The organism is Microcystis sp. M49636_WE2 (assembly GCF_030065375.1).
Taxonomy (GTDB): domain Bacteria; phylum Cyanobacteriota; class Cyanobacteriia; order Cyanobacteriales; family Microcystaceae; genus Microcystis; species Microcystis aeruginosa_C.
Map to the genome: position 1 here is coordinate 1 of NZ_JASJFG010000020.1, position 4,418 is coordinate 4,418.

6 protein-coding genes and 1 pseudogene are annotated in these 4,418 nt (G+C 44.9%); 1 reads left to right on the forward strand and 6 read right to left on the reverse strand.

What is annotated here, in order from left to right:
- Positions 1-190: pseudogene (locus PX484_RS00400) on the forward strand (Uma2 family endonuclease); the annotation flags it as partial.
- A 10-nt stretch (positions 191-200) separates the two neighbouring features.
- On the opposite strand, the gene PX484_RS00405 reads toward PX484_RS00400, so the two are convergent.
- The 6 genes from PX484_RS00405 to PX484_RS00430 form a co-directional block, all read right to left on the reverse strand.
- Positions 201-428, reverse strand: a complete 228-nt coding sequence (locus PX484_RS00405) for a cyanobactin biosynthesis PatC/TenC/TruC family protein (RefSeq protein WP_052278192.1) — start codon at positions 426-428, stop codon at positions 201-203.
- Between the two features lie 46 nt (positions 429-474).
- Complete coding sequence (locus tag PX484_RS00410) at positions 475-732, reverse strand: cyanobactin biosynthesis system PatB/AcyB/McaB family protein (RefSeq protein WP_002753002.1); 258 nt, start codon at positions 730-732, stop codon at positions 475-477.
- Positions 733-812: 80 nt separating this feature from the next.
- Complete coding sequence (locus PX484_RS00415; protein ID WP_287765384.1) at positions 813-2,756, reverse strand: S8 family peptidase; 1,944 nt, start codon at positions 2,754-2,756, stop codon at positions 813-815.
- A gap of 31 nt (positions 2,757-2,787) precedes the next feature.
- Positions 2,788-3,357 (reverse strand): Uma2 family endonuclease, encoded by a 570-nt coding sequence (locus PX484_RS00420; protein ID WP_287765382.1) that lies wholly within the window; start codon positions 3,355-3,357, stop codon positions 2,788-2,790.
- A gap of 35 nt (positions 3,358-3,392) precedes the next feature.
- Positions 3,393-3,839 (reverse strand): DUF29 domain-containing protein, encoded by a 447-nt coding sequence (locus tag PX484_RS00425; protein WP_002802545.1) that lies wholly within the window; start codon positions 3,837-3,839, stop codon positions 3,393-3,395.
- A 42-nt stretch (positions 3,840-3,881) separates the two neighbouring features.
- On the reverse strand, positions 3,882-4,418 hold a 537-nt coding region (locus PX484_RS00430), incomplete at its 5' end, for a Uma2 family endonuclease (protein WP_288102641.1).

Consider the following 4,418-nt stretch of genomic DNA (forward strand, 5'->3'; position numbering starts at 1 on the left):
AGGAATTTGGCAGGGGGAATACCAAAATCAATCCTTTCCCTGGCTTCGCTGGTGGGATGGGGAAGGTAACTTGTTGTTAACTTCCCAGGAATCTACTCAACAGGAACGACAACGAGCCGAACAGGAACGACAACGAGCCGATCGCCTAGCGGAACAGTTAAGGGCCTTGGGGATAGAACCTGAAGATTAATGGAAAGTGTTTAACACCAAATTCGACCCCGACGAAACGGCGGATCATTGGGATTCGCCTTGCGATCTTTGAACATGGTTTTCCAGCGTCCGTAATCTTCTAAACCAGTGGCGGGAACGTATTTAGCTTTAGGTTGAGTTGTTTCTGGTTGCTCAATCTTGGGTTTTTCCGTGGTTGGTTGGTCAACATTCGCAGCAGCGGGTGTTGATTCTGGCGCACCTTTAGGTTTACTAGCCATTGTTTGATTTCCTCCAGTGTTTTTTACTAGGTTTTAGAAGTCGATACTAATAACGAAAACCGCCAAAAGAGGACATTTTCAGATAGCCATAGTGAGGGTATTGAAACTGAGCCGGATCATTGTAGTTAGCTCCATGAACTAACTTAACTAAGATAGATACCAAGTCTTCGCCATCTCCATGAACAATATCGACGCATTCATGGGGATGAATAAAATGGGGTCGTTTGACGGGAGCAGATTGTTTGGGAAGTCTCACGGTTGTTTTGGGGTAAATAATGGGGGTAGGGGCGAAGCATTCGGGCATAACCTATCGCTGAAACCTTAGATTTCCTATCCGAATGCTTCGCCTGTACTTGAAGTCAGAAGTCAGCGCAGGGGAGAGGACTAATTAGGAGAAGACCAGGAACGAACTTCGCCCAAGGTGACGGGAATTAAGTCACTCACATCTATTGTAAACCGGAAGATTTTACGAGCGCGGCGGCTATTTTCCGGGTCGAAGAATTTTAACTGTACATCCCAACAATCGCTATCCAGCCGACAGAAAGGACTCTTAGAAACGTTAATACTATCGAGTTCCATCCCCGCACCCACAGCCTCAGAAAAAGTTTGCGCTGCTTGGAAAGCGTTAGTCGCAGCAAAATTGAGGGCGCGGTCTTGGGAAGTTTGCCCTAAATTGCGTAAATCGTAGTAGATGCGGTTGAGGAAACTACTCAAAGTGCGGCGCATTTGGCTTTCTTGGGCTTCTGTTTGTTCTGCACCAACGGCTTCGATTGCCGCACTGACTAAAGTATTGATGTGCCAACCATAAATTCCCCGGGGGCTATCCGGTTCAATGACGGGAACAACTTGTCCTGAGAACAGGCGTACTGTCCGCCCAGTAATCCGTCCCGGAATACTGACACGCTCGATATATTCGGGGCTGTCTTCTGCTTGTACTTGTCCCGAAAGAAGTTCCTGTAAAGCGGCATAAACTTCGCGGGAAAAAGAGCCAAGGGGTTCAATGGCGTAAATTGGCGTAAGTTCCAGGTTCAGGGTCCAAATTAAGGATTTAGCTTCCGAGAGGTTGTCAGCCAGGTAATCCACCATCTGACGGGCATCGTAGGGATTAGAGGGAACTTCAATACCACCAATTACCGCTGTCGGCATCAGTTGTTTAAATGTGTCCCGACGGGCTTCGGAGCCGAAGTCATAGCCCAAGGTGCCAATGGCATAGACGATGCCACCAGCAGGTTCAGCAGCTTGGCTAGGGGTGACGGGTTTATTGGTAGTTTCGGGCATGGATACTCCTTGAGAGGTGATGACAGGATTGGGAATTTGGGCGACGGGAATTACCGGTGCGCTGGTTGCGGCACTCAGTTCGAGTTTTTGGCGTTCAGCCTCAGGGGTTTCGGGCGTACCACCGCAGCCACAGCCTGATGCTTCTACTGTTGCTTGGGTTTCCACAGATTCGGACATGGTTTCTCCTGTTAGTTGTTTAATTGCCCCAGAAATGTTCAACAATCCGGCTAAACATTTCGGTTCATTTTCACTGTCTGCATATTGGCAGGGGAGGGCGCTTTTTAGTATTGCCTCCCGGACTGCGTGAGGATTGGGGGTTTCTCCCCGCTGCACCTGCAAGCTGAGTAATAAGGCGGCTACTCCGGCCACAATGGGCGCGGCGAAGCTGGTCCCACTCAGTTGCACAGTCCCGCCCCCTGGTTTTGCCCCTAAGATGTTTTCTCCAGGAGCAAGGATGCCTTGGCTTTGGTAGGTTTCCCCCCAATTACTAAAGTCGAGGGGATGCCCTCTAGCATCAACAGCACCCACCGCTAGGACGGCGGGAAGGGCCGCTGGAACTTGGAGGCATTCACAGCCATCATTGCCGGCAGCGGCAACGAGAAGAATATTTCTCTCGTTACACATCTCGACGGCACGAATTAGCCAGTCTTCGGCTTCTCCCATATCAGTGAGGGCCCCGCCGCTAATATTAATCACTTTTGCCCCATTTTCGGCGGCTTGTTCAATCGCCCTCGCTAAATCGAGTTGGGAAAGTTTACGGTTATCCTCGGCGAAGACGGGGACGAGTAGGCCTCGACACTGGGGGGCAATACCTTGGATGTCGCTGTTGGGTTGTGCAAAGATGAGGCTGGCAATATGGGTTCCGTGGGTGGACATTTGCCCCGCGGTGGCTTGATGCTGGACGAGGGTGGGTAAACGGGTTAGGTCTGCCCCGTTGAAGCAGGGATGGTCGGTATCAACTACACCGTCGAGAATGGCGACGGTTATTTCTGCTGCGCCTTTGGTTTGTTTTTGTAGTTCTTTTAATCCCGGAATAGTTAAGACGTTCATCTTTTTTTAATTCTTGGGTTAACCGATAAAATTAATAATTAAATACATCACAAACCTTTAAGTTTAATTCTTTGAATCTGGGAGATTTTACTAGGTCATCATTGCTAAAATTACCAACCTGTGTGTAAGCATTTTCTCTTAATTCTAAGACTAAAATAGTTTGAGTTTGAGGATCAACTATCCAGTATTCAGGAATCCCACAAGCTTGATATTGGCTTCTTTTGGCGATGTAATCTCTCTCTCTTTGGATTTCCCCCGGACTAACCACTTCAATGACTAATAAGGGGGGTGCCATGGAAAGAAGAATCGTATTTCTCTGGGAGAGTAATTGAATATGTTCTTCTCGAATAATGGTTAGGTCAGGATAACGGTTTTTCGGTTCGCCTCTCACTTCTAATTCTAAACCATGTCCTCTGACTCTATCTGTTCCTAGCATCAAAGCAAAGACTAGAAAAAGACGATTAGCAATTTGAAAGTTAAGTCCTGATTCTGGTGGCATTTCTACCAATTCTCCGTTAAATAATTCATAAGATTCCTCTGAATTATCCTCATATTGTAGATATTCGGCAAAGGTTTGAAAGCGGGGTTTTGTGATTAACATAATTTCTTCATCTCTTTTTGTTGTTTAATTAATTTTTATGGCAACCAATCGCGATCCAGTAATTGTTCTAGTGAGTAAGGACATTGAGAGGGAAAAATCACAGTATTCGCTGTTTTGATTTTGACGAAACCTAACGCATCTTCATAAATATAGTTTAATTCTTCTTCTAAATAATTACGGAGATTAGCCGTCATTTTTCGCCTTAATTGAGTCCGAAAATTATAGATTTCTTCCTGCCAATTAATTGTATTATATTCTGTTTCTTTTGTCCAGTATTGCAGTAATAATAAATGGCGGATAACCTGTTCTAAAAGACTGGCTACTGCATTTTTCTTTTCTTTGCCCAAATCCTCTAATTCCTCGATTAAATGTTCTAAGTCTAGCTGTTGAAATTGATGATTTCTAAGCAAGCTAATGGTTTCTCCTAGCCATTGAGAGTCATCAAGCTCGTAGAGTTGTTTTAATTGATGAACACCTAGCATAATTGATTATCTCCGTCTTGATTTTGTTGAATTTAGATTACCCTAACTAGATTGATGTTTGAGCGTAGCTATTCCTAATTGCAAAACCTCTAAAACCTTGGCTAAGTCACCAGCTAATAAAGCATCCCTATCTAACCATAATCCAGGGAAGATCTGGGAACAAATTATCCCTTCTGAGTTCGGTTCAAGTTTAATATATTCTTCATTTGTTAATCTAAACCAATCAAATTCTCCATCTTCAACTCGCCAGACTAGATATTCTTGCACTTGGTTACGGCGATAAACATTAAGTTTTTGATGTAAGTCAAGGGAGACGGTACTCGCTGCAATTTCGACGATTAACTCTGGCGCACCTTCGACATAACCATCCTCACTAATCGTTGATTGTCCACCATTTTTAATTCTTAATAGTGCATCGGGTTGAGGTTCATTGTCAGTATCAAGACGTACCGTACAATTATCGCCTAATTGCAGATTGGGAGTAAAGGCTTTATAGACACTTAGCCAACCTATAATATCAGCATGGGGTTCACCATGGTTCTTAATTCTGAGAGGAGAAGCCATAATATAAACAATTCC